Genomic DNA, 19,725 nt, shown 5'->3' on the forward strand with positions numbered 1-19,725 from the left:
CACTGGCATCCGATGCCCACCCTCCACAACGCACGAGGGTTCCAGGCGATTCCTGACCCGCCCCGCCGGTCCTGCCGCCTCACCGCGCCATGGCACTTCCGACGGCCAGCACCCGGTCGCGCAGGACGGGAAGTTCGGAGCGGATCCGGGTGACCTCGTTCATGTCCAGGTCCGCCGTCAGCGTCTCCTCCGCGGTGGCGGCCTCGGCCAGGACCGTCCCCCAGGGATCGATGATCGCGCTGTGCCCGGCCTGGCGCATGTCCGCGTGGGTGCCGGTCGCGCAGCAGGCGAGGAGGAAGACCTGTTCCTCCAGGGCCCTGGTGCGGGTGAGGAGGTGCCAGTGGGTGAGGCGGGCCGCGGGCCAGGCGGCGGGTACGGCGATCAGCTCCGCGCCGGCGTCGAGCAGGCCCCGGAAGAGTTCCGGGAAGCGGAGGTCGTAGCAGATGGCGAGGCCGATCACACCGAACTCGGTGGGCACGGTCACGATGTCGTGGCCGCCGCCCATCATGGTCGCCTCGCCGGTGTCGAAGCCGTACCGGTGGATCTTGCGGTAGACGCCCTTCAGATCGCCGGTCCGGTCGAAGAGGAGGGCGGTGTTGTACAGCGTCCCGTCCCCGTCCCGTTCGACGATCGACCCGGCGTGCAGCCACGTCCCGGCCTGCCGGGCGGCGGCCGACATGACCTCGGCGGTGGGGCCGTCGATCTTCTCGGCGTCGTCGTCCCAGCGGTCGTACGACCAGGCTCCGGCCGTCCACAGCTCCGGCAGGACCACGAGATCGTCGCCCACCCGGCCGCGGACCAGCGCGGCGGCTCTGTGACGGCGTTCCTCGACGGATTCCGTCGCGTCGACGGACAGCTGGACCAGTGAGGCACGCATGGCTGTCACCTCCGAGCTCATGGCTGTCACCTCCGGGCTCCCGGGACCGGCTCCGCGCCCGTCCCCCGGGACACGTCCCCTTCTTCCAGCGTAGGGAGACCCGCTCGGGCGGCCACCCGTCGGCTCACGCGTCGGTCCGGGCGCCGTTGTCAGTGGCTGCTGATTTCATGAAAGGCATGACCAGCAAAAGTGTCGTTGTGGAGCGGAAAGTCGCGGCGGGACAGGGGCCGGTGTGGGAGGCCCTGACGGACCTGGCCGGGATGGAGCGCGCGCTCAGCGGGGTGACGCGCGTCGAGGTGCTCACGGACGGGGCCTTCGGCGTGGGCACGCGATGGCGGGAGACCCGGCGGATGTTCGGCAAGGAGGCCACCGAGGAGATGTGGGTGACCGTCTGCGAGCCCCCCGAGCGCTATGTGGTGGAGGCCGAGTCGCACGGCACGCACTACGTCTCGGAGTGGCAGGTACGGGCGGACGGGCCGTCGGCGTCGACGGTGCGGATGACCTTCTCCGCCGTGGCCTCCGGGGGCGTCGCGGGCCTGCTCGCGAAGATCCTCGGCGGCCTGGGCACCCGGGCGGTGACCAAGGCCATCGCGAAGGACCTGGACGACATCGCCCGCGCGGTCGAGAGCCGGGGCCAGGGCCGCTGAGGCAGGTCACGACGAAGGCGTCGACGCCCCCGTCCCCGCCTTCGTCGCGTCCGTCCCCCAGCTGGCCAGCAGCCGCAGCGCCTCAGCCGACGGCGAGCCCGGTTCCGCGTGGTAGGTGATCAGAACCTGGTCCGTGCCGTCCGTCAGCTGGAAGGACTCGAAGTTCAGGGTCAGCTCGCCCACCAGGGGGTGCCGCAGACGCTTGACGCCGTAGCTCTTCTCCTTGACGTCGTGGGTGGCCCACAGCCGTCGGAACTCCTCGCTCTTGACGGAGAGTTCACCGACGAGGGCGGACAGCCGCGGGTCGTCCGGGTGGCAGCCCGCGTCCATGCGCAGGAAGGCGACCATGTCGGACGCCTTCTGGTCCCACTCCACGAACAGCTCGCGGTACTCGGGCCGCAGGAACACCAGCCGCGCCCAGTTCCGGTCCCGCGCCGGCAGCTCCGCCCAGTCGCCGAAGACCGCCGCCGCCATCGGGTTCCAGGCGAGGATGTCCGAGCGGCGGCCCGAGATGTACGCCGGGACGCTGTCGATCGAGTCCAGCAGTTGCCGCAGCACCGGCCGCACGTGTTCCATGCGGGCCGCCTGCTTCTTCTTGTGCTGCTTCGGCTTGGCGAGATGCATGAGGTGCGCGTGCTCGGCGTCGGTCAGCCGCAGCGCCCGGGCGATGGCGTCGAGGACCTCCGCCGAGACGTTGCGTCCGTTGCCCTGCTCCAGGCGCGTGTAGTACGCCACGGAGACTCCGGCCAGCTGTGCCAGCTCCTCGCGCCGCAGGCCCGGGACCCTGCGGTGCCGCCCGAAGTCCGGCAGCCCCACGTCCTCCGGCTTCAGCCGGGCCCGCCGGGTGCGCAGGAACTCGCTGAGCTCGGCGCGCCGGTCCAGCCCGGCCCCGTGCCCGGCTGCCGGGTCGGCGTCCGCGGCCGGGTCGGCGGCGGGTCCTGTCATGGATCGGCGCTGTTCATCCATGGTCCCGAGTATTCCTCGTCGTACGCATACGAGCCTGTCCCCGTCAGTGGTAGGCACGGCGGACGTACGTACAACCGAGGTCTGGGTGAGCGGCCGCCGGATCGGCAGGCTGAACTCGTGCCCGGACGAGCAGGACCAGAAGGCAGCCGGGCGCGAAACCCCCTCTAGGAGAACCCGGCATGACCACCGTTGCCGCATACGCAGCACCCTCCGCGAAGGCTCCGCTGGAGCGCACCACCATCGAGCGCCGTGCGGTCGGCGAGTTCGACGTCCTGATCGACATCGAGTTCGCCGGTATCTGCCACTCCGACATCCACCAGGCCCGTGAGGGCTGGGGCGAGGCGATCTTCCCGATGGTCCCCGGCCACGAGATCGCCGGCGTCGTCTCCGAGGTCGGCCCCGGTGTGACGAAGTACAAGGCCGGCGACCGCGTGGGCGTCGGCTGCATGGTCGACTCCTGCCGAGAGTGCGAGAACTGCAAGGCCGGTCTGGAGCAGTACTGCACCGGCGGCGGGATGATCGGCACGTACAACGCCGTCGGCAAGGACGGCGAGCCCACCTACGGCGGCTACTCGCAGAAGATCGTCGTCGACGAGCAGTACGTGGTCCGCATCCCCGACGGCCTGTCCCTGGACGTCGCCGCGCCGCTGCTCTGCGCCGGCATCACCACCTACTCCCCGCTCAGGCACTGGAACGCCGGCCCCGGCAAGAAGGTCGCGGTCCTCGGCATGGGCGGGCTCGGCCACATGGCCGTGAAGATCGCGCACGCGCTCGGCGCCGAGGTGACCGTGCTGTCGCAGTCCCTGCGCAAGAAGGACGACGGGCTGCGGCTGGGCGCCGACCACTACTACGCCACCAGCGACCCGAAGACTTTCGAGGAGCTGGCCGGCAGCTTCGACCTGATCCTGTCCACGGTGTCGGCCCCGCTGAACCTGGACCGGTTCCTCTCGCTGCTGAGGACGGACGGCGCCTTCGTGAACGTCGGCGCGCCCGAGGAGCCCGTCTCCCTCAATCTCTTCTCGGTGATCGGCGGACGCAAGACGCTGGCCGGCTCTGGCATCGGCGGCATCCGTGAGACCCAGGAGATGCTGGACTTCTGCGCCGCGCACGGCATCGGCGCCGAGATCGAGCTGATCAGCGCGGACCAGATCAACGAGGCGTACGAGCGGGTGCTCAGCAGCGATGTGCGGTACCGGTTCGTGATCGACACGGCGACGATCTGAGGCGGTCGGCACGGACGGCGGCAGACCGGATACGGCGACCGCCACCACCGTTGCGACCATCATGACCACGGTCACGACCGAGGGCCCCGGAGCCGCACTGCTCCGGGGCCCTCTGCGCCGTGGAGTCCGAGTACCGAAGGAGTAGTCCCGCCCCCTCCCTGCGACCGATGTGCCGTACGGCGGTCCTGCCTAGCGTGAAGAGCGAAGGAGCCCGTCCGAACCGTGCACACGAGGAGGCAGCCCCGATGACCGTCCAGCTCAACCACACCATCGTCGCCGCGCGCGACAAGAAGGAGTCGGCCCGGTTTCTCGCCGACATCCTGGGCCTGGAGGTGAGCCCGCAGTACGGCCCCTTCATCCCGGTCGAGATTCCCAACGGTGTGACCCTGGACTACCTGGACGCGCCCGGCACGATCACCCCGCAGCACTACGCGTTCCTGGTGTCGGAGGACGACTTCGACACGATCTTCGGCCGGATCCGGGCGGCCGGCCTCCCGTACTGGGCCGACCCGTCCCACCGCCGTCCCGGCGAGATCAACCACAACGACGGCGGCCGCGGCACCTACTTCGACGATCCGAACGGCCACAACCTGGAGATCCTCACCAGGCCGTACGGCAGCGGCGGCTGAGGCCCCCTCCTCCGCGGCTTCCGCCCGCCGTCACATCACCACTCCGCCCGGCACCCCGCAGGGGCCACCCCCGTCACCCTCGGTACGGCGGCGCGGAGCCCCAGGTCCACCTGGGCACCGGCTGCTCCGCCGGCGGCACCGCGTCGGGGCCCGAGAAGTACACCGCCAGCCGTGTCCCCCACTCCACGTACGCCAGGAACGCCGAGCGGAACTCCGGGTCCGTCGGCAGGCCGGCCTCGTCGGCGGCGTCCTGGATGAGGTTGACCCAGCGGCGGCGCTGCGGCTCGGTGATGCCGCGGCCCAGGTGCTTGGCGACCATGTGGCCGTGGCCGCCCTGGGTCTCGGAGTAGGCGGGCGGGCCGCCGAAGACCTCGCCGAGCCAGAGCGCCACATGTTCGGCGTGGTCCGGGTCGAGGTGTGCGAAGAGCGGGGCCAGCAGGTCGTCCTTGAGTACTTTGTCGTAGAAGACCGAGGTCAGACGGGAGAACGCCTCCGCCCCGCCCGCCCAGGCGTACAGCGTCGGCACCGACGCGCCCGCGCCGCGCACCGTCGTCGGCTTGTAGTGGCGCATCTCCTCGATGTGCGTGACGTACGGGCGGATCTCCGCGAAGAAGTCCTCGAACAGCTCGGACTTGCGGAAGCCCTCCATGTGGTCCTCGGTCGACGTCCAGGTGATGCGCAGGACGTAGTGCTCGAAGTCCTCCTCGCAGCGGGCGAGTTCGTAGTCGACGCAGTGGGGTGACGCGGCGAGCTGGGCCGCGGCGCTGGTGTAGGCGGCGAGGAACTCCGCCGACTTCTGCTCGGGTATGCGGTACCGGATGTATTCGACCGTGTGAGCCGTCATGGCCTCACCGAAGCACGAAATCCGCCCGGACGCCCGTCCTCCGGCACATCACGGTCGCCCGTCCCATCGGCACGCGGAAGGCCCCGCCGGAGGTGTACCTCCGGCGGGGCCTCGGCTCAGCGCCTCCTACTTGCCGTAGAACGCGTTGTAGATCGAGATCGTCGACTTGTTGCCCTTCTTGTCGGCGATCTTGGCGTGGAAGGAGATGCCCTTCCCCTTCGCCGGGTTCTTCACGGTGATCCTGCCGTCCTTGACCTCCAGCTTCTTCCAGGTCTGGCCGTAGTCGTACGACACGTAGACGTGCAGCGACCTCAGGTTGGCGCCGGCGGCCGCGCCGACGACGGTGACCGGGAACGTCACCTTCCGGTCGGCCTCGACCCGGCTGTCCAGCCCCGTCCTCGCGTTGAAGCGGACCGTGGAGGCGGGAAGGGTGACCCGCTCGGCGGACGTCTTCTTGGAGCGGAAGGTCCAGCTCGCGTCGATCCGCGTGGAGGCGGCCGCGACCTTGACGCTGCGCTTGACCGAGGTCGTCAGCCGGTACTCGGCGTCGGCGGCCGGGACCCGGAACATCTTCTCGCCGAACAGCGGGTCGTCGTTGGTGGCGAGCCTGGTGCCGTTGCGGTACAGGCTCGTGGTCACTGCCGTGAAGTCCGAGGAGCCGGCGTGCTTGCTCCCGTCGGCGAACAGCGGCAGCAGGCCGTAGATGTCGTTGCCCTCACGGAACAGCCCGAAGTCCTTGTTGATGTGCGGCCCGAAGACGGCCGTGTTGAAGGTCTTCGCGTAGCTCCGGCCCGCCTTGAAGGTCTGCGGATCGCCCAGCGTGTAGTACGCGTCGGGGAGCGGGAAGCCGTCCGCGTCCTTGCCGGCGTACTGCTCGAAGTCGAACGTCCACCGGATCTTGTCGGACGTCGACAGGTACAGCGTCCGTGTGCCCGGCAGTTTCTGCTCGACCGGTGTGCCGATCGCGACGTCCTCGGGGAAGACGCCCAGCGGCAGCAGCCCGCCCGTCTTGCCGGCGGACGAGGCACCGAGGTGGTTCGTCACCTTGGCGAGCTCGCCCGCCTTGAAGTGGCGGACCTTCTTGCCCTGGATCTTCTTGACCTCGGCGGTCGTGGCCACGTCGTACTCGGCCTGGTCGCCCTTGGTCCACTGGCCGCTCCAGGTCTGGGTCAGACCGCTCGCGACCTCGGGGCCGAGGTGCGCCATGCGCAGGTCGGCGTAGGAGTCGACAGCGACGCCGATGCCGACGCCCGCCGGCTCGTAGAAGTAGTTGCTGCCGACGAGCATCGGCTTGGCCTGCGCGTCCGGGACGGTGATGTCCGCCGACCTCGCCGTCCGGGCGTCGATCGTCACGGTGGTGTTCTTGGTGACGTTCAGCTTCGGCTGGACGACCCAGTCGAGGCCGCCCTCCATGGTCTCCCAGTCCTTGGCGATCCAGGCGTCCATCAGATAGGCGCCCTTGGGCAGCCGCATCTTCGTGGTGCCGGACTGGACGACGGGCACCTGGAAGCCCCGGTCCGTCGCCAGACCCGAGTAGCCGAGGAGGGCCGTGTTGTACTCGGGGGCGGGCTTGCCGTCCTTGTCGATGTGCTTGACGGTGACGTCGTACGACTCCACCTCACGCTGCACCGCGGCGCCGGTACGGACGCTCTGCCCGCCGCCCGTCGCCGTGACGTAAGCGGAGTAGGCGCCGTCGAGGGTGCCGCCCAGCTTGGTGTTCACGGTGAGGCCGACGGCGGCCCTGCCGCCCGCCGGGACCGTCACCTTGGTCGCGCCGAGCTTGAAGAAGCCCGCCGGAGCCGCCTGGCCCTTGGGGTCGGTGGCCGTCGCGGACAGCTGGAGGGTGACGTCCTTCGTGCCGAGGTTGCGGTACGTCAGCTGCTCGGTGACCGGCTTGTCGTCGGTGTGCGGCCAGGTCTGCGTACCGAAGCTCACCGACACCGGGTCGGCGATCACGGTCTGCTCGACGGCCCTGTCGACCTGGATCCGGCCCGAACCCTGCTGGAACGGCGTGTACTTGCCGCCCTTGGTGGAAGCGGTCAGAGCGCCCTTGAGCTCGGTGTACGTCCAGTCCGGGTGCTGCTGCTTGAGGATCGCCGCCGCGCCCGCGACATGCGGGGTCGCCATGGAGGTGCCCTCGATCGTCAGATAGCCGGGCGGGTTCTCGCCGACCTCCTGCTCGATGAGGCTGCCCTTGGCGGAGGCGGCGGTGATGGCCACGCCCGGCGCGGTCACGTCCGGCTTGATGCCGCTGTCGCCGACCCGCGGGCCGGTGCTGGACCACGGCGCGAGGGCGTCCTTGTCGTCGACGGCGCCGACGGTGAGCGCGGCCTGAGCGCTGCCGGGCGAACCGACCGACTGCGGACCGGCGTTGCCGGCCGCGATGGCGAACAGGACGCCCTTGTCGGCGGACAGCTTGTTGACCGCCGCCTCCATCGGATCGATCTCGGGCGTGTCCGGCCCGCCGAGGCTGAGGTTGATGACGTCGGCGCCCTGCTCGGCCGCCCACTCCATGCCCGCCACGATGCTGGAGTCGTCGCCGAAGCCCTCGTCGTCGAGGACCTTGCCGTTGAGGATGTCGGCGCCCGGCGCGACGCCCTTGTACTTGCCGGCGGACTTGGCGCCGGTGCCCGCCGCGATGGACGCGACGTGCGTGCCGTGGCCGACCTTGTCGGTGGCGTCGGCGGCCGGGCTGAAGTTCTTGGCGGCGACCACCTGGTCCTTCAGGTCCGGGTGGGTCGCGTCGACGCCGGTGTCCAGGACGGCGATCTTGACGCCCTTGCCGTCGTAGCCGGCCGCCCATGCCTTGGGGGCGCCGATCTGCGCCACGGACTTGTCGAGGCTGGCCTTGCGCACACCGTCGAGCCAGACGTGGGCGATGCCGGAGGCCGCCCTGTCGCCGTTGGTGAGCGCGTCCCACAGCTCGGCCGCGTCCTGGTGCGTGGTCTGCACGGCGTCCGCGTTCAGGGACTTCAGGGTCAGGCGCAGCCTGCCCGCGTCCCGGACGTCCGCCTTGGTGCCGCTCGCCGCGCCCTGGTAGCCGACGATGACCTTGGGGCCCTTGGCCTGGGAGGCGCGGGTCGCGGACCTGCTCAGCTCGGTGACGTCGAACAGCCGCTGGTCGACCTTGCCGGTGGCGACCATCCGGGCCGCGTCGGCCGGGATCACCAGGGTGTGCCCCTGGGCCTTGCGGATCTGTACGGGTATGTGCTGACGCCCCTTCGCCCGCTCCAGGCCGACCACCCGGCCCTTGGAGTCGACGAAGACCCGGTCACCCGTGATCAGGGTGATGCGGTGGGGGGACGTGAACGAGGCGGCGGCGCCGGCCGGGCGCTGCTCGGGTTCCGCCGACGCCGGGCTGGTCATGCCCGCTGTGAGGGCGACGGCGGCCGTCGAGGCGACAGTGGCCGCGCATATTCTGTTGAGTTTTCTGCGCAAGTTTCCCCCTTGCAGAAGGTCCGGGCGATTTCCCGTTCACCCGGCCGGGGGAGGTCCCGTACGCATGCGCGCGGCCCCCCGGAATACGCAGTATGCCGAGGGGCGATCAGACGCCTCAATAGACGAGTTGGTGCTGAGGGGCGCGCTCGTGGACTGTTACGCGACGGCGCGAACTCCGTTACCCAGTCGCCGGGTTACGCCCCCGCGTTCTCCTTGACAGTGATGCGGCCCTTGCGGATGGTGGCGAGCCGCGGCGCCTTCTTCGCGATCGCGGAGTCGTGGGTGACCATGATGAAGGTCAACCCGAGTTCCTTCCACATGCGTTCGAGTACGTCCATGATCTCGTCGCGCATCGACTCGTCGAGGTTTCCGGTGGGTTCGTCGGCGAGCAGCACCTTCGGCTCCTTGACGAGGGCGCGGGCGATGGCGACGCGCTGCTGCTGCCCCCCGGACATCTCGGACGGCAGATGCCCGAGCCGCTCTCCGAGGCCTACGGAGGTCAGCGCCTCGGCGGCCCGCTCGCGCCGCTCCTTCGCCTTGACCCCGAGGGGGACGAGGGCGGTCTCGACGTTCTCCTGTGCGGTGAGGGTGGGGATCAGGTTGAAGGACTGGAACACGAACCCGATGTTCTCGCTGCGGACCTTGGTCAGCCGGGTCTCGGAGAGCTTGGCCAGGTCGACGCCGTCGAGGACGACTTCGCCTTCGGTGGGCCGGTCCAGGGCGCCGAGCATCTGGAGGAGGGTGGACTTGCCGCCGCCGGTGGGGCCCTGGATGACGAGACGGTCGCCGTCGGCGATGGTGAGGTCGACTCCGTCCAGGGCGAGGACGGTGTCCTTGCCTCGGGTGTAGCGCTTGGTGACACTTCTGAGTTCGTACATGGGGTGCTCCTGGGTGGGGTTCGGGGTGGTGCGGATCGTCTTCGGCTGCTGGGTGGGTGGGGGCTGGTCGCGCAGTTCCGCGCGCTCCTGGGGGGTGGCGGCTACGTCGGCTGCCATCGCCCGCCCTGCCTGGGGTCCGGCAGCGGGGGTGGGGCCGGTCGCGCGGGGGGCCTTTCCGACCGGTGGGACTGCAACCCCCAAGGAGCGCGGGGAACTTCGCGACCGGCCCCCACTACCCGCAGCCGACGACGTCAGCTACTCGACTCGGCGCAACGCATCCGCCGGACGGAGCCGCGACGCCCGCCAGCCACCGAAGGCGCCGGCAATCAGTCCGCCGGTCACCGCAAGGCCCACCGCGAGCGCGACGGTCGTGAGGCTCACCGGTGCCGTCAGCGCCACGTCCAGCGTCGTGCTCGCCGTCTGCCGCCCGGGACCTCCGCCCCCGAAGCCACCGCCACCGCCGGGGCCACCGCCCGTGCCGCCACCGCCGGCGCCGCCGCCCAGCTGGGCCTGGAGCGTCGGGCTGATGGCCGTCACGACGTACGCGCCCGCGAGGCCGAGCGCGATGCCCAGCGCACCGCCGAGCAGGCCGTTGACGATCGCCTCGCCGACGACCTGCCGGGTCACCCGCCCCGACCTCCAGCCCAGCGCCTTGAGCGTGCCGAACTCCCGCACCCGGCGCGAGACGGCCGAGGAGGTGAGCAGACCGGCGACCAGGAAGGCGGCCACGAGCACCGCGATCGACAGCCACTTGCCGACGCTCGTCGCCAGCGAGGACGCCGTGGACAGGGAGCCGGACACCGTGTCCGCGAGATCGGCGGAGGTGGTCACCGTCGTACCGGAGATGTTCTTCTGGATGGCCGACTTGACGGCGTCGATCCGCTGGGAGTCAGTCGCCTTGACGTAGATCGTGGTGACCTTGTCCTTGGCATCGGCGAGGGTCTGCGCCTGCTTCAGCGGGATGTACAGGTTGGCGGCCGCGTCCCCGCTGTCGGGTGTGGCGATGCCGATCACCTTGAACTTGGTGCCCTTGATGGTGACGGTCGAGCCGACCTTGAGCTTCTTCTCCTTGGCGTAGGAGGTGTCGGCGACGGCGACCTTGGCGTCGGTCTCCGTCGACTTGAAGGTACGACCACTGGTGATCTTGGACGAGGTCAGCGGGCCGAGCGCCGGCTTGGTGACGTCGGCGCCGTACACGGAGTAGTTGTTGACGTCGAAGTCGGCGCCGCCGCCGCGCACTTCGCCCTGCGGCTGCCCGGTGCCGCCGCTGCCCTGCCCCGGGCCGCCGCCCTGCTGGCCGCCGCTGCTCTGGTCCTGCTGGAACTGGCCGCGTGTGAACTGCCCGCTCACCTTGATGACCTGGAGGCTCAACCCGCCGACGACGTCCGAGACGCCGCTCTGGTCGCCGACCTCGGTGACGGTCGAGGCCGACAGCGTCTGGAAGCCCTGCACCATGACACGGTCGCTGGACTGCTCGTCGTCGGAGTCGCTGTCCTGCGCGTCGAACTGGAAACGCGGGCGCTCCGAGCTGTTCGCGGCCGGTTCGGCGGCCTTGGTGACGGTCATGTCCGTGCCGAGGCCGTACAGGGACTGAAGGACCTTGTCCTGGGCCTTGCTCATGCCCGAGGACACGGAGTTGACCACGATGACCAGCGCGATGCCCAGCGCGAGTCCGGAGGCGACGACGAGAGCCGCCTTTCTGCGGCGGCGCAGCTCGCGCCTCAGGTAGGTGAAGAACATGGGCCGCAAAGTAGGCACGACGCCTGATGACTGGATAAGCCTGAGATAAGAGACGGATGAGAAGGCTGTACGCGGCCCTGGAGGGAACCCCTGCTCGACTGTCAACCCGTGTGGGCGCATGTGGCGGAGTGGGGGTTGCGGCGAGTGCCGACGGTGTACTTTCCTAGAGGTAAGAAGCCCCCGCCACGGCGGGCACCGTGACAGGGGCCACAGCTCAACAGGCGCTGTGGTTGTAGGCCCCTAGTCCTTATGGGGGCCTCCAGCTACCTGGCAAGCAGCCAGAGCCACCACCTCCTCACGTGCTTGGCCCACCTTTCCGGCAGCAGCCGGGTGAGCCGGCACACGAGAGTCAGTTTCGGCTTGGCGTGACGTCCCACAGGGTGCGCCTCCCTTTCCTAGGGAGGCGGCCTTTTTCATTGCCCGGAACCGCCTCACTCGGGCCGGGCCCCGATGGGGTGGGGCCCGGAACAAGGGAGGCGCACCCGAAGGCGCGTCACATGCCGGACTTTACCGACAACTCCCTTATGTAAGGCGAAACTTGAAGGCGGCCACCCCATCGGGTGACCGCCTTCAGCAGTTCCAGGTCAGCGCGTCAGTGCGCGCTGCGGACGTCAGACGGCCGAACCGGCCTTCCACTGCGCCCAGTCCATGTTCCAGCCGTTGAGGCCGTTGTCCGGCGCGATCGTCTTGTCGCCGGTGTTCTGGACGACCACGACGTCGCCGACGATGGAGTTGTTGTAGAACCAGTAGCCCGCGACGCCCTTGTCGTTGGCGCCCTTCGTGTCGGACAGGCCCACGCAGCCGTGGCTGGTGTTCACGCTGCCGAAGATGGACTTGGCGCCCCAGTAGTTGCCGTGGATGAAGGTGCCGGAGCTGGACAGGCGGATGGCGTGCGGCACGTCCTTGATGTCGTACTCGCCCTTGCCGTCGTCGTCGGTGAAGCCCACGGTCGCGCCGTTCATGCGCGTCTCCTTGAACTTCTCGGACATCACCATGACGCCCTGGTAGGTCTTGTTCTCCGGCGAGCCCGCGGAGATCGGGATGGTCTTGATGGTCTTGCCGTCCTGCGTGACCTTCATCTGCTTGGTCTTGGCGTCGACGTAACTGACCTGGTTGCGGCCGATCTTGAAGGTGACCGTCTTCTCCTGGACGCCGTAGACACCGTTGGAGCCCTCGACGCCGTCCAGGGCCATCTTCATGGTGACGGTCGAGCCCTCCTGCCAGTAGTCGTCGGGCCGGCAGTCCATGCGGGTGTCGTTGAACCAGTGGCAGGCGACTTCCTGGCCGCTGGTGCTGGAGACGGTGATGCCCTTCTGGACGGCCGCCTTGTTGCTGATCGACTTGTCGAAGTTGATCGAGACGGGCATGCCCACGCCGACCGTGGAGCCGTCCTCCGGCGTGAAGTAGCCGAGGAAGCTGTTGTCCGGGGAGAGGGTGGTGAAGGACGCGTTCTCATGCGCCTCCAGACCCTTGGAGTCCTTCGCGGACACCGCGATCTTGTAGGTCGTGGAGCGCTCCAGCTGGGCGCTGGGCTTCCAGCTGGTCTTGTCCGCGGATATCTCGCCCTCGACCGCGGCGCCCTCGGCGGTCGTCATCGTCACCTCGGTGAGCGTGCCCTTGCTCACGGTGACGGCGGCGGAACTGTTGATGGAGGCGTTGTCGGTGCCGTCCTCGGGCGTGATCTTGATCTGGGCCTCTGAGGTCTTCTTCGCCGCCGCCTCGTCGACCTTGGCCTGTGAGGTGTCACCGTCGCTCGCGGAGGCGTCGTCGCCGCCGGAGCAGGCCGAGAGCACCAGGACACCGCCGAGCAGTGCGGACGCGACCGTCAGGCCCTTGCGCCGCCTACTGTTCGTCATCACACGCTTCTCCATCTTTCCCGAATCCCCAAAACGCCCGAGAGCCCCGTAAGAATCTTCAACGCTACGACCGGTTCGTCCCGTTCCCCATGCCATGGATATGTGGGGCACGCCACGTTCGCCGGGGCGGGTGGTGCGGATGTCGGTCAGTGCAGCCCATGAGACGACGAAACCCCGGGCGGCGGTTGCCGCCCGGGGTCACGAATTCCCCAAGACGTCTCAGCCGGCCCGCACGGCCCCCTCGCCGTCGAAGTCCTCCTCACCATCATCCTCGTCGAGGTCCCAGTCCGGCGAATCCGGGTCGTACTCGATGCGCTCGCTGGACCAGGAGGCCTGCGCGAGATCCACTCCGGGCACCTCGCTGACCAGGTCGAATGGATCGACGAGATAGGCGAGGGCCTCCGCAGTGTCTTCCGTCACAGCGTTCTCGGCGTGGACCCGCTCGTCGACCGGCACGGTGCTGTCGTCGGCGATGCGCCGCAGAGCGGCCTTGGTCACGGCGTCCGCGTCGTCCACTTCGAGGACGAGTTCCACGCGAAGCCGTACAAAACGTGAGGTTTCTGGAGTGCTCATGGTCGGAGAGTACGGCTCATTTCCCCCGTGACTTTCCCGTGACCCGCGACTTTCACTAACATCGCCCCACACGGCCAATTCGCCAGCGCCACAAGGGGATCGATATTCCGTGTCCGCCGCTCACCGATCGTCGTCCACCGCACGCCGATCGCTGCTGACCGCCACCGCCGCCGGGGCCCTGCTGGGCGCCCTGTGGTTCGTGCCCTCCGCGAACGCCACGGGCGGCGAGCCGGCGAGAACGGACCCCTCGGCGACCCCGACCTCGCAGGTCACCCAGCAGGCGCGGGCCGCGTCCGAGAGTACGGACGGCACCACCGCGGACGACACCCGGCTCGCCGACACGGGAAGCTTCGACACCACGCCGTACGTCGTGGGCGGCACGCTCTTCCTGACCCTCGGGGCGGGCTTCATCGCCTACTCGGTGCGCCGCGAACGCCTGGGTTTTTGAATTCGTTTGACGCCCCTTTGACCTGGGCTTCATAGTCCGCCCATGAAGAGATCATCGGGCGTGCGTGCAGCCGCCACGGTTGTTGTGAGCGCGGTCACGCTCGCCCTTGTCACGGGGTGCGGTGGGGACTCCACCGGATCGGACGCGAAGGCGCTCAGCGCCGCGGAGTTGAAGAAGGCGATCATCGCCCAGGGCGATGTCGAGGGCTACAAGGTGGACGCGTCGGGCAAGCGGCTGCCGTCCGAGAACGAGGTCAAGAGCACCGACGACAAGTGCCGGCCGCTCGCCCACGCCATGGGCGGCCTGGCACCGGGCGACTCGCCGGTCTCCAAGGCGGCCGTCATCGCCACCCAGGAGAAGAAGAAGCCGACGGACAAGCCGTCCAAGTCGCTCGACGAGATGAGCCCGGACGAGATCGAGGACTCGCTCAGCAACGCGATGAGCCTCGACATGACCATCGTGGGACTCTCCTCGTACGACGGTGACGGCGCCGAGGAGACCTTCAAGTCCGTGTCGGACGCGGTGAAGAACTGCTCCGGCGGCTTCCCCTTCGTCATGCAGGGCGAGGACCAGAAGCCCAGCGAGGTCAAGCCGGAGAAGGCGTCCGGGGCCGGTGACGAGTCGGTGGCGTTCGTGGTGAAGAGCGACATGGACGGCGACGTCGGCACCTCGCACGTCGAGGTGGTGCGGCACGGCGCCACCATCGCCACGTACTACACGATGAACCTCGGGCTGATGATGACGGACAAGGCGTACGACGTCCCGGCCGCGATCATCGACGCACAGACTGCGAAGCTGAAGTAACCCGCCCACACCGCCCCGGGGCCCTGTCGACCGTATCCGTACGGCACGACAGGGCCCCGTCCCACGTCACTGAAGTGGCCCGGTGACCTTCTCGGCCGCCGTGACCAGCTCCCCGCCGCGCACGAACGCGTCGGCCGCGGCGAGGTCGGGCGCCAGGAAGCGGTCCGGGCCCGCGCCCTTGACTCCGGCGGCCCGTACGGCGTCGATGACCGCCTGGGAGGCCGGGGCCGGGGAGAGCCCCTCCCTGAGTTCTATCGCGCGCGTGGCGGCGTACAGCTCGACGGCGAGGACGCGCGTGAGGTTGTCCAGGGCCGTGCGCAGCTTGCGGGCGGCGGACCAGCCCATGGAGACGTGGTCCTCCTGCATGGCGGACGACGGGATGGAGTCCGCGGAGGCGGGCACGGCCAGCCGCTTCAGCTCGCTCACCAGCGCCGCCTGGGTGTACTGGGCGATCATCAGCCCCGAGTCGACACCCGCGTCGTCGGCCAGGAAGGGCGGCAGCCCGTGGCTGCGGTTCTTGTCCAGCAGCCGGTCGGTGCGGCGCTCGGCGATGGAGGCGAGGTCGGCGACGGCGATGGCGAGGAAGTCGAGGACGTAGGCGACGGGCGCCCCGTGGAAGTTACCGTTGGACTCCACACGTCCGTCCGGCAGGACGACCGGGTTGTCGACGGCGGAGGCGAGTTCCCGCTCGGCGACCAGGCGCGCGTGCGCCATCGTGTCGCGTCCGGCACCGGCGACCTGCGGTGCGCAGCGCACCGAGTACGCGTCCTGCACACGGGGCGCGTCGTCCTGGTGGTGCCCGGTCAGCTCCGAACCCTCCAGCACCGCCAGCATGTTGGCGGCGGAGGCACCCTGCCCGGGGTGCGGCCGGATGGCGTGCAGCTCGGGTGCGAGCACCTTGTCGGTGCCGAGGAGGGCTTCCAGTGAGAGGGCGGCGGTGACGTCGGCGGACTTGTACAGGGTGTCGAGGTCGGCGAGGGCCATGACCAGCATGCCGAGCATGCCGTCGGTGCCGTTGAGGAGGGCGAGACCCTCCTTCTCGCGCAGCTCGACGGGGGCGATGCCGTGCGCGGCGAGCAGTTCGCCGGCGGGTCGCAGCACTCCGTCCGGGCCCTCGGCGTCCCCCTCGCCCATCAGGGTCAGGGCGCAGTGCGACAGGGGTGCGAGGTCGCCGGAGCAGCCGAGGGAGCCGTACTCGTGGACGACCGGCGTGATCCCGGCGTTGAGCACGTCGGCCATGGTCTGCGCGACCTCGGGCCGTACGCCCGTGTGTCCCGAGCAGACGGTCTTGAGCCGCAGGAACATCAGCGCCCGTACGACCTCCCGCTCCACGCGGGGCCCCATGCCCGCGGCGTGGGAGCGGACGATGTTGCGCTGGAGCTGGGCCCGCAGCTCCTGGCTGATGTGCCGGGTCGCGAGGGCGCCGAACCCGGTGGAGACGCCGTAGACGGGCTCGGGCTTGGCCGCGAGCGCGTCCACGATCTCCCGGGCCGCGGCGAGCGCCGCGAGCGCCTCGGCCGACAGCTCGACGCGCGCACCGCCACGCGCCACGGCAAGGACGTCGGACGCGGTGACCCCGGACGTCCCCACCACCACAGTGTGCATATCCATATTCAGGAGCGTACGCAGTGAAGACGAGGATGTCACTAGTGGGTGAGGGGTACACCCCTTACAGCGTCATGGGTGCGTCACGGCCGGCGCCCACGGAACCGCCGCCGCTCGGCCGTCCCCTCTCCGACCGGCTCGTCGGCGAGCCGCACCACGGGATCGTCCGGCCCCTGGCGTCCCGCGACGACGGGCCGGCCGGCCCGGGACGCCTTGGCCTGGTACTGCGCCGCGTCGGCGAGCCGGAACAGCCGCCGGGCGGAGCGTACGTCCCCGATGGGGTCCGCCGTCGACGCGACACCGCAGGCGACGCCCTCGCCCAGCTCCAACTCGCCGGCCCGGCGGCACAGTTCGTCCGCCGCCTTCACCACGTCGTCGCCCGGTGAGCCGACCGCCAGCAGACAGAACTCGTCACCGCCGAGCCGCGCCGCGAGCGCCCCCGGCAGCATGGCCCCGCACAGCGACAGCACCGACCCGAACCGCTCCAGCAGCCGGTCCCCCACGGCATGCCCCCGGGTGTCGTTGACCCGCTTGAGTCCGTTGAGGTCACAGACGACGAGGCTGACGACGACACCGTCCCGGCGATGCCGCTCGATCGCCTCTTCCAGCCGCACATCGACGGCCCGCCGGTTCGCGAGCCCGGTCAGCGCGTCGGTGAACGCCAGGCGCCGGGCCTCCTCCAGCCGCTCGCTCTGCGCGAGACCGGCGGCCACGACGGAGGCGAGCACGGTGGCGAAGTCGGCGTCCCCCCGGTCGAAGACCGGCGCTCCGGCGGACCGGGCGACGTAGAGCTCCCCCCAGGCGCGCCCGTTCAGCACGACCGGCGCGACGACACAGCAGCCCCGCCCGCGCCGCCGCAGGGCGGCGACCCGCTGGTGGATGTACCCGGGATGCCCGGCGGCGGGCCCCTCGGCGGTCTCCACCCAGGCGTTGGGCTCGCCCCCGGCGACCCACCGCTCGTGCAGGAACTCGGTGATCTCCGGGAACTGGTGCACGGGATACGCCTCGTCGCCCGGGAACTCCTCCTCCCCCCGGGTGCGCTCCCCCACGTTCACCAGCACCCGCAGCCGCCCCAGCTCCCGTTCCCACACCGACAGCGCGGCGAAGCTCCCGGTGAGCGCGCGACACGCTCCGAGCGCCGCCGCCCGCCAGGACTCGCGCGGGGTGTGCGCCGCCGCCATCCCCTGCGCCAACGCCACCACCGCCGCGAGCCGTCTGTCCTCGCCCATCACCCCAGGCTAGGGAGGTTTGCTCCGTTTTGGGACGTTGGCGTGGCGAACGGGGAGGTCACCGGCCTCGGGAGGTCAGCGGCGCCCCGAGCCCCGCCCGCCCGGCCTCACTCGCCCGGCCACTCGGGCTTCCGCTTCTCGTTGAAGGCCGCGACACCCTCCGCCCGGTCCCCCGAGAACGCCACCGACCGCCACGCCGCGTCCTCGACCTCGAGACCGGCCCGCAGATCCAGCCCGTGCCCCACGCGCAGCGCCCGCTTGGCGGCGCGCAGACCCACCGGGGAGTTCGCCGCCATCCGCGCGCCCAGGGCCAGCGCCTCCTCCCGGTCGCGCCCGTCCTCCACCAGCACATCCACCAGCCCCAGCTCACGGGCCTCGGCGGCCTCGACCCGCCGGGCGGTGAAGATCAGCTCCGCCGCCCGGGCCGCGCCCACCCGCCGGGGCAGCAGCTGTGTGCCCCCGCCGCCCGGAATCACTCCGACCGACACCTCGGGCAGCCCCACCACGGCCGTACCGTCGGCCACGATCACATCGCACGCCAGGGCCAGCTCGAATCCGCCGCCCAGCGCGAAGCCGTGCACGGCCGCGATCGTCGGCACCGGCAGCTCCAGCACCCCCGTGTAGGCACCGCGCGCCACGGGCCGCTGCCGCACCAGCTCCGCGTCGCTCAGGGAGTTGCGCTCCTTCAGATCGGCGCCGACGCAGAACGCCCGCTCGTGCGTGGAGGTCACCACCACCACGCGTACGTCCCGGTCCTCGGCCAGGGCGGTGCACGCCCGCGCGATCGAGCGGGCCATCTCCGACGAGACGGCGTTCATGGCCTTGGGCCGGTCGAGGGCGAGCTCCGCGACCTGCCCGGCACCTCCGTCACCGTGCCGCCGCACCAGCACGAACTCCCCGTACCGCTCCTCGCTCATGACACCCTCCGGTTAACGCGGGTTAACAACACTCGCCCCGATCATCGCAGCCGGACCCCGAGGGCGAAAGGGCCACCACGGCCGGTTCCCGGGTCGAGGCCCGACACCCCGTTCGAGTGACATCCCGCCCAAGTCCCGCCATCCGGCCCAGCCCGGCGCATAGCGTGCGCCACACCACGGCGCATTGGGGGCGCGAGCGCATGGGAGGGGTCGCGATGGGCGTTACGACACAGACAGCGGCGGAGTCCGGCACGGTCGACGGGGACGGGCAGTCCACGAGCCGCCTCTTCGGCTCCCGCGGCCGCCACCGCCGGCCCCGCCCCCGCAAGGTCCTCCTCGCGGCCGGCGGGCTGGCCCTGGCCGCCGGCGCGCTCAGCCTGGTACGTCTCGCCCCCGACTCCGGGGTCACCGGCCTCGCCGCGCCGGACTCCGACCCCGTCCCGGCCCCCGGCACCAACGCGGAGCCGGAGCGCGCGACGAACGCCGCCGCCACCTTCCCCACCACACCGGCGCAGGCGAGCCCGTCGGCGACCTCGGCCATGGGCGGCCTGGGCACGACCCCGACCGCGGACACGATCGTCGTCCCGACCCCCCACGCCACAGCCACGCCGCGACCCGGCGCACCCACCGCCACGAGCCCCGACGCACGGGAGCAGCCCCCCACACCACCCCGACCCTCGGCGACGACACCCCACGCCCCACAGCCGACACAGCCCCCAGCCGGGACGACAAACCCTTCGCCCCCTCGACCGACACAACCGCCTCAGCCGTCCCAGCCCGACGAGCACGCCGTCTGCATCCCGATCATCGGCCTCTGCGTGGACGGCCTCACCAGCGGAAACTGACGAACGACCGTCACTCGCCGGCGGACGCCCCGCCGGGTACCGAAGCGCGCGACGAACGCCGCCGCCACCTTCCCCACCACACCGACGCAGACAAGTCCGTCAGCAACCTCGGCCATGGGCAGCCTCGGCACGACCCCGACCGCGGACACGATCGTCGTAACTGAGACCCAGGCCCAGCCACCCCGCCCCCGCGGCCTCACCAGCGG

The 19,725-nt window shown here is 70.4% G+C and carries 17 protein-coding genes; 6 read left to right on the forward strand and 11 right to left on the reverse strand.

Going from position 1 to position 19,725, the window contains the following annotated elements; translation table 11 throughout:
- Positions 1 to 79: 79 nt before the first annotated feature.
- Positions 80 to 877: a carbon-nitrogen family hydrolase gene (locus ACIQWG_RS20630; RefSeq protein WP_404097758.1), complete on the reverse strand. Its 798-nt coding sequence runs from the start codon at positions 875 to 877 to the stop codon at positions 80 to 82.
- Positions 878 to 1,053: 176 nt separating this feature from the next.
- Between ACIQWG_RS20630 and ACIQWG_RS20635 the strand changes: the two genes are divergently transcribed.
- Positions 1,054 to 1,524, forward strand: coding sequence for an SRPBCC family protein (locus ACIQWG_RS20635; protein ID WP_404097632.1), 471 nt, complete (start codon positions 1,054 to 1,056; stop codon positions 1,522 to 1,524).
- 6 nt (positions 1,525 to 1,530) lie between these two features.
- Here the strand turns inward: ACIQWG_RS20635 and ACIQWG_RS20640 are convergent, their stop codons facing one another.
- A complete protein-coding gene (locus tag ACIQWG_RS20640) occupies positions 1,531 to 2,490 on the reverse strand; it encodes a helix-turn-helix domain-containing protein (RefSeq protein WP_404097635.1) in 960 nt (319 codons plus the stop codon).
- 179 nt (positions 2,491 to 2,669) lie between these two features.
- On the opposite strand from ACIQWG_RS20640, the gene ACIQWG_RS20645 reads away from it, so the two are divergent.
- Both ACIQWG_RS20645 and ACIQWG_RS20650 read left to right on the forward strand, forming a co-directional pair.
- Positions 2,670 to 3,713, forward strand: coding sequence for an NAD(P)-dependent alcohol dehydrogenase (locus ACIQWG_RS20645; protein ID WP_404097638.1), 1,044 nt, complete (start codon positions 2,670 to 2,672; stop codon positions 3,711 to 3,713).
- 245 nt (positions 3,714 to 3,958) lie between these two features.
- A complete protein-coding gene (locus ACIQWG_RS20650) occupies positions 3,959 to 4,342 on the forward strand; it encodes a VOC family protein (protein WP_404097641.1) in 384 nt (127 codons plus the stop codon).
- 73 nt (positions 4,343 to 4,415) lie between these two features.
- Here ACIQWG_RS20650 and ACIQWG_RS20655 read toward each other — a convergent pair whose 3' ends face one another.
- The 6 genes from ACIQWG_RS20655 to ACIQWG_RS20680 all read right to left on the reverse strand — a co-directional run bounded on the left by ACIQWG_RS20655 (position 4,416) and on the right by ACIQWG_RS20680 (position 13,671).
- Complete coding sequence (locus ACIQWG_RS20655; protein ID WP_404097644.1) at positions 4,416 to 5,186, reverse strand: group II truncated hemoglobin; 771 nt, start codon at positions 5,184 to 5,186, stop codon at positions 4,416 to 4,418.
- Positions 5,187 to 5,312: 126 nt separating this feature from the next.
- Positions 5,313 to 8,552, reverse strand: a complete 3,240-nt coding sequence (locus tag ACIQWG_RS20660; RefSeq protein WP_404097646.1) for a S8 family peptidase — start codon at positions 8,550 to 8,552, stop codon at positions 5,313 to 5,315.
- A gap of 266 nt (positions 8,553 to 8,818) precedes the next feature.
- Positions 8,819 to 9,502 (reverse strand): ABC transporter ATP-binding protein, encoded by a 684-nt coding sequence (locus tag ACIQWG_RS20665; RefSeq protein WP_404097759.1) that lies wholly within the window; start codon positions 9,500 to 9,502, stop codon positions 8,819 to 8,821.
- A gap of 255 nt (positions 9,503 to 9,757) precedes the next feature.
- On the reverse strand, positions 9,758 to 11,242 hold the full coding sequence (locus ACIQWG_RS20670) for an ABC transporter permease (RefSeq protein WP_404097648.1): 1,485 nt from the start codon (positions 11,240 to 11,242) through the stop codon (positions 9,758 to 9,760).
- Between the two features lie 611 nt (positions 11,243 to 11,853).
- Positions 11,854 to 13,098, reverse strand: coding sequence for an Ig-like domain-containing protein (locus ACIQWG_RS20675; RefSeq protein WP_404097649.1), 1,245 nt, complete (start codon positions 13,096 to 13,098; stop codon positions 11,854 to 11,856).
- A 219-nt stretch (positions 13,099 to 13,317) separates the two neighbouring features.
- Positions 13,318 to 13,671 (reverse strand): hypothetical protein, encoded by a 354-nt coding sequence (locus ACIQWG_RS20680; protein WP_404097651.1) that lies wholly within the window; start codon positions 13,669 to 13,671, stop codon positions 13,318 to 13,320.
- Positions 13,672 to 13,780: 109 nt separating this feature from the next.
- Here ACIQWG_RS20680 and ACIQWG_RS20685 point away from each other — a divergent pair, with 109 nt between their 5' ends.
- Positions 13,781 to 14,119 carry a hypothetical protein gene (locus ACIQWG_RS20685; protein ID WP_404097654.1) on the forward strand — a complete coding sequence of 113 codons (339 nt, stop codon included), beginning with the start codon at positions 13,781 to 13,783 and terminating at the stop codon, positions 14,117 to 14,119.
- A gap of 42 nt (positions 14,120 to 14,161) precedes the next feature.
- Positions 14,162 to 14,923 (forward strand): hypothetical protein, encoded by a 762-nt coding sequence (locus ACIQWG_RS20690; protein ID WP_404097655.1) that lies wholly within the window; start codon positions 14,162 to 14,164, stop codon positions 14,921 to 14,923.
- Between the two features lie 66 nt (positions 14,924 to 14,989).
- On the opposite strand, the gene hutH is transcribed toward ACIQWG_RS20690, so the two are convergent.
- From hutH to ACIQWG_RS20705, 3 genes are all read right to left on the reverse strand, one after another.
- The gene (gene hutH / locus ACIQWG_RS20695) at positions 14,990 to 16,528 is read right to left on the reverse strand and encodes a histidine ammonia-lyase (RefSeq protein ID WP_404097762.1); all 1,539 of its coding nucleotides are present in this window, start codon (positions 16,526 to 16,528) and stop codon (positions 14,990 to 14,992) included.
- Between the two features lie 83 nt (positions 16,529 to 16,611).
- On the reverse strand, positions 16,612 to 17,757 hold the full coding sequence (locus ACIQWG_RS20700; protein WP_404097658.1) for a diguanylate cyclase domain-containing protein: 1,146 nt from the start codon (positions 17,755 to 17,757) through the stop codon (positions 16,612 to 16,614).
- A gap of 107 nt (positions 17,758 to 17,864) precedes the next feature.
- Positions 17,865 to 18,674 (reverse strand): enoyl-CoA hydratase/isomerase family protein, encoded by an 810-nt coding sequence (locus tag ACIQWG_RS20705; RefSeq protein ID WP_404097660.1) that lies wholly within the window; start codon positions 18,672 to 18,674, stop codon positions 17,865 to 17,867.
- Between the two features lie 215 nt (positions 18,675 to 18,889).
- Between ACIQWG_RS20705 and ACIQWG_RS20710 the strand changes: the two genes are divergently transcribed.
- The gene (locus ACIQWG_RS20710; protein WP_404097661.1) at positions 18,890 to 19,519 is read left to right on the forward strand and encodes a hypothetical protein; all 630 of its coding nucleotides are present in this window, start codon (positions 18,890 to 18,892) and stop codon (positions 19,517 to 19,519) included.
- Positions 19,520 to 19,725: the final 206 nt, after the last annotated feature.

Source organism: Streptomyces sp. NPDC098781, assembly GCF_044759995.1.
Lineage (GTDB): Bacteria > Actinomycetota > Actinomycetes > Streptomycetales > Streptomycetaceae > Streptomyces.

Coding starts and splice junctions, on each gene's coding strand:
- ACIQWG_RS20630 (WP_404097758.1), bottom strand. CDS start 877: ATGCGTGCCTCACTGGTCCAGCTGTCCGTCGACGCGACGGAATCCGTC.
- ACIQWG_RS20635 (WP_404097632.1), top strand. CDS start 1,054: ATGACCAGCAAAAGTGTCGTTGTGGAGCGGAAAGTCGCGGCGGGACAG.
- ACIQWG_RS20640 (WP_404097635.1), bottom strand. CDS start 2,490: ATGGATGAACAGCGCCGATCCATGACAGGACCCGCCGCCGACCCGGCC.
- ACIQWG_RS20645 (WP_404097638.1), top strand. CDS start 2,670: ATGACCACCGTTGCCGCATACGCAGCACCCTCCGCGAAGGCTCCGCTG.
- ACIQWG_RS20650 (WP_404097641.1), top strand. CDS start 3,959: ATGACCGTCCAGCTCAACCACACCATCGTCGCCGCGCGCGACAAGAAG.
- ACIQWG_RS20655 (WP_404097644.1), bottom strand. CDS start 5,186: ATGACGGCTCACACGGTCGAATACATCCGGTACCGCATACCCGAGCAG.
- ACIQWG_RS20660 (WP_404097646.1), bottom strand. CDS start 8,552: ATGACCAGCCCGGCGTCGGCGGAACCCGAGCAGCGCCCGGCCGGCGCC.
- ACIQWG_RS20665 (WP_404097759.1), bottom strand. CDS start 9,502: ATGTACGAACTCAGAAGTGTCACCAAGCGCTACACCCGAGGCAAGGAC.
- ACIQWG_RS20670 (WP_404097648.1), bottom strand. CDS start 11,242: ATGTTCTTCACCTACCTGAGGCGCGAGCTGCGCCGCCGCAGAAAGGCG.
- ACIQWG_RS20675 (WP_404097649.1), bottom strand. CDS start 13,098: ATGACGAACAGTAGGCGGCGCAAGGGCCTGACGGTCGCGTCCGCACTG.
- ACIQWG_RS20680 (WP_404097651.1), bottom strand. CDS start 13,671: ATGAGCACTCCAGAAACCTCACGTTTTGTACGGCTTCGCGTGGAACTC.
- ACIQWG_RS20690 (WP_404097655.1), top strand. CDS start 14,162: ATGAAGAGATCATCGGGCGTGCGTGCAGCCGCCACGGTTGTTGTGAGC.
- hutH (WP_404097762.1), bottom strand. CDS start 16,528: ATGCACACTGTGGTGGTGGGGACGTCCGGGGTCACCGCGTCCGACGTC.
- ACIQWG_RS20700 (WP_404097658.1), bottom strand. CDS start 17,757: ATGGGCGAGGACAGACGGCTCGCGGCGGTGGTGGCGTTGGCGCAGGGG.
- ACIQWG_RS20705 (WP_404097660.1), bottom strand. CDS start 18,674: ATGAGCGAGGAGCGGTACGGGGAGTTCGTGCTGGTGCGGCGGCACGGT.
- ACIQWG_RS20710 (WP_404097661.1), top strand. CDS start 18,890: ATGGGCGTTACGACACAGACAGCGGCGGAGTCCGGCACGGTCGACGGG.